We start from the raw sequence: 3,325 nt of genomic DNA on the forward strand, positions 1-3,325 counted from the left end.
TTCATCGAACTCATCGTAACTTAATGCTCCTTGTATTTGTATTAAGTTCCGTTGAACCTATCTTATTAACATGAGCTTTGGGGCGAAGGGCGCAAATTATGCTATGAGTAAACGTAGGAACTTCGGAAATATCTATAGGGATTTTACGGTATATTCCAAACGCCTAAAGCGCGCCTCTATCGAAAATATGAGCTATGAAAAGCTCATAAAGGAGTACGACGACAAGGATGCTTTGTTTTACCTAGATCCGCCCTATGTCGGCACCGAGAGCTACTATAAGACCCCAAAAGGCTTTAGTATGAACGATCATCAAAATTTAGCCGCCATCTTACGAACCATCAAAGGCAAATTCATTCTTGGCTACAACGACTGCGAGATAGTGCGAGAGTTCTATGCGGGGTTTAGATTTGAGGAAGCCCAAATAAACTACAGCCTAAACGGAGCGGCAAGAGATAAGGTAAGCGCGGAAGTTATCGTAATGAATTTTTAAAGGCTTTAAAGGGCTTTTAACAGCTTTTTAAAGGGCTTATTGAGGCGTATAATTTTACGTTAGAAATCAAAGTGGAAAAACGCGGTTTTTAGCTCACTTTGATTTTAATCACAAATTCGCTTTGATTTGAAAAGCGGTTTTACACTTATTTTTATAGTGCCGAGTATGGCCTTAAAAAAGATACGAATTTAGACATAACCGACGAGGTATTTGACTAATGTTCTCAAAAGATCAGATCACTGGCACGCTTGTAAATTACTACGTCACCTGTAAGCGTGAGGCGTGGCTTTACGCGCATCAAATCCACGCAGATCAAGAAGACGAAAACGTGCTAATGGGCAAGGCGCTGGCGGACATCAAAGAGAGCGATTTGCAGGAGTTTGCATTTTCAAATTTGAAATTCGACAAACTTTCCAAGCAGCGCGGACACTATCTCATCACCGAATATCCTCGCTTTAGCGTTACGAGCGAGAGCGAAGTAAAAAAAGAGCCTAAAAAACGAGCTTGCGGGCAAGATGCAGCTACTTTTTTACGTCTATCTTTTAAAAACGGGCTTAAATTTAAAAGAGGTAAAAGGCAAACTAATCAGCGGTAAAAAGGTGATTTTGGTAGAGGATAGCAGCGAAAATTTCGCTTTAACCCAGCAAATTTTAAGCGAGATAACGTTGCTCGTAAATCTAGAGCGGCCGCCGAAATTTACGCAGGGTAAATTTTGCACAAACTGCGCTTATAGCGGATATTGTGCGAGTTAAAATTTAGAAAAATGCTAGAAAAATGTACGTGATTTTGTTTTACGACATCGCCGGCGCCGAGCAAAAAGAGAAAAACAACGCAAACCGCATCAGAAAGGCGGTCGAGAAGTTTTTGCCGCGAGTGCAGTTTTCCGTTTTTGAAGGCGAGATTCGCGAGAGCGATTTTAAAAAACTAACCGCGATTTTGCAAAAAGAGTGCATTGCGCAGCTTGATTCTATCGTGATTTATACGTTTAATTCGCTGAAATACTCCAAGCGTATCGTAATCGGGCAGGATAAAAGCGGCGCGCTGTTTAGTTAAATTTGCTCGCGTAAATTTGCCGAGTTTGACGGCAGCGCTTGAAATCTAGGCTAAATTTAAGGAAAGAGATGCAAAAAAGCGACAGGACGCATTTTATTTTGAGCGCAGGCAGGCTTCGCAGGCAAGATAACAACATCTATTTTGATAAATTTGACGATACGGGCGCGGTCGTCGCTAGTAAAATTTTGCCGATAAACGCGATCGATGAAATTTACGTGCTGGCAAAAGTGCAGATCGATACCTACACTATGGCGTTTTTGGCGGATAACAACGTCCTTTTGCATATTTTTAGCCCTTACCAGAGCTTTCGCGGTAATTTTTATCCAAATACCTCAAACTCGGTCAATAAAAGCGGCTTTGTGCTACTAAATCAGGTTCGCGCCTTTGACGATCCCATTAAGCGCGCCTACATCGCCCGCGAGATCACTCGCGCGCACATCCTAAATGACGCTGCAAACTGCAAAAGACACGGCGTGAAATTTGACGTATCGCCCCACATAGAGGCGCTAAACGCCGCCACGGACGTGCCTGCGATAATGGCCGCAGAAGGGGCGTTTCAAAAGCTCTACTACGAAAAGTGGAACGAGATAATCGCGGATCAAAAAAGCTTTAAATTCACTATCCGCTCCAAACGCCCGCCCGCCGATAAAATCAACAGCTTCATAAGCTACGTAAATACGCGCATTTACAACGTCTGCCTTAGCGAAATTTACAAGACCGAGCTAGATCCTCGCATCGGCTTTTTGCACGAGCCAAACTACCGAGCCTTGAGCCTATATCTCGATCTTGCCGAGGTTTTTAAGCCGATCTTGGGCGATACGCTGATTTTTAGCATGCTAAATAAAAAGGAGATCACCGCAAAGGACTTCCAAACCGACGCCGGGCGGATAAAATTTAGCAACGACGCCGTGCAAAAAATAGAGCTAAAAATGATCGCGAGGCTTGGTGAAACGATCTGCCCAAACGGGCAAAACCTCACGTGGCGGCAGGTGATCCGCCGCGAAGCAAACAAGCTCAAGAAGTGTATCTGTGAGGACGCGCCTTATGAGGGCTTTAGGTGGGGGTGAAATCGCATTTTGATAAAGCGTTTTTTAAGATTTTAAAATGCTTGAAATTTAGGGCTTGGTGTATTTGTATGTGGCTACAATTTAGTCAAATTTAAGGCGAATAAGTATAGACTTCTTGCATCAAAAGGTCTATTAAATCAGCTTTTTGGTGCTATTAGAATTTACTCCGTTGGAGTAAAGCAATCTTTTTAAAAGTATACTAGACAAAATTTAAGATAAACTTTACGTTTTCAAAAAGCCGTGTCCGAGGTCAAAATCGTAAATTTAGCCTCGAATACGACTGATGAGCGCTATTTAGCGGATTTTAAAATCGCCTGATAGCCTTGTTTTTTGAGCGCTTCTACGACCGTATTTTCCACAAAGTCGTCCGAGACGACGATGTCGACCGTTTTAGCCTCCAAATTTACCTCAAATTTCTTCACGCCGTTAAGCGTATTTAGCGTCTGGGTGATGACCTCGTAGCAGCTCACGCAGGCCATATTGGGGATCTCGTAAACCAAAGTCTTGTCCGCAAATGCCGCCGCGCAAAGCGCCAGCGCTAGAGCTAGCTTTTTCATTCTTTGATACCGACTTTGTATTTTTTGGCTTGGATCGCGTGCACGATGTCCATCACGTTCACGCCGCTATCTGCGGTGATGTTTACGTCTTTGCTTTTTAGATCAAAGCTCACTCCGGTGACGCCCTTGACGCCCTTTACGGCATCTTCGATTTTTTT

At 43.4% G+C, this 3,325-nt stretch carries 5 protein-coding genes and 1 pseudogene; 4 read left to right on the forward strand and 2 right to left on the reverse strand.

Translation table 11 applies throughout. From position 1 onward, the window contains the following. Positions 1–103: 103 nt before the first annotated feature. From Q0200_RS06285 to cas1, 4 genes and pseudogenes are all read left to right on the forward strand, one after another. Complete coding sequence (locus Q0200_RS06285; protein ID WP_297939138.1) at positions 104–490, forward strand: DNA adenine methylase; 387 nt, start codon at positions 104–106, stop codon at positions 488–490. 217 nt (positions 491–707) lie between these two features. Further along, a pseudogene (locus Q0200_RS06290) lies at positions 708–1,242 on the forward strand (Dna2/Cas4 domain-containing protein). Between the two features lie 22 nt (positions 1,243–1,264). Further along, positions 1,265–1,543 (forward strand): CRISPR-associated endonuclease Cas2, encoded by a 279-nt coding sequence (cas2, locus tag Q0200_RS06295; RefSeq protein ID WP_297939141.1) that lies wholly within the window; start codon positions 1,265–1,267, stop codon positions 1,541–1,543. Positions 1,544–1,611: 68 nt separating this feature from the next. Continuing rightward, the gene (gene cas1, locus Q0200_RS06300; protein WP_297939143.1) at positions 1,612–2,610 is read left to right on the forward strand and encodes a CRISPR-associated endonuclease Cas1; all 999 of its coding nucleotides are present in this window, start codon (positions 1,612–1,614) and stop codon (positions 2,608–2,610) included. Between the two features lie 290 nt (positions 2,611–2,900). On the opposite strand, the gene Q0200_RS06305 is transcribed toward cas1, so the two are convergent. Both Q0200_RS06305 and Q0200_RS11925 read right to left on the reverse strand, forming a co-directional pair. Next, positions 2,901–3,167: a heavy metal-associated domain-containing protein gene (locus Q0200_RS06305; RefSeq protein ID WP_297939146.1), complete on the reverse strand. Its 267-nt coding sequence runs from the start codon at positions 3,165–3,167 to the stop codon at positions 2,901–2,903. Continuing rightward, positions 3,164–3,319 carry a heavy metal-associated domain-containing protein gene (locus tag Q0200_RS11925; RefSeq protein WP_366118355.1) on the reverse strand — a complete coding sequence of 52 codons (156 nt, stop codon included), beginning with the start codon at positions 3,317–3,319 and terminating at the stop codon, positions 3,164–3,166. The genes Q0200_RS06305 and Q0200_RS11925 overlap by 4 nt, the downstream gene beginning before the upstream one ends. Positions 3,320–3,325: the final 6 nt, after the last annotated feature.

This window comes from uncultured Campylobacter sp. (assembly GCF_938045225.1).
Lineage (GTDB): Bacteria > Campylobacterota > Campylobacteria > Campylobacterales > Campylobacteraceae > Campylobacter_A.

Coding starts and splice junctions, on each gene's coding strand:
- Q0200_RS06285 (WP_297939138.1), top strand. CDS start 104: ATGAGTAAACGTAGGAACTTCGGAAATATCTATAGGGATTTTACGGTA.
- cas2 (WP_297939141.1), top strand. CDS start 1,265: ATGTACGTGATTTTGTTTTACGACATCGCCGGCGCCGAGCAAAAAGAG.
- cas1 (WP_297939143.1), top strand. CDS start 1,612: ATGCAAAAAAGCGACAGGACGCATTTTATTTTGAGCGCAGGCAGGCTT.
- Q0200_RS06305 (WP_297939146.1), bottom strand. CDS start 3,167: ATGAAAAAGCTAGCTCTAGCGCTGGCGCTTTGCGCGGCGGCATTTGCG.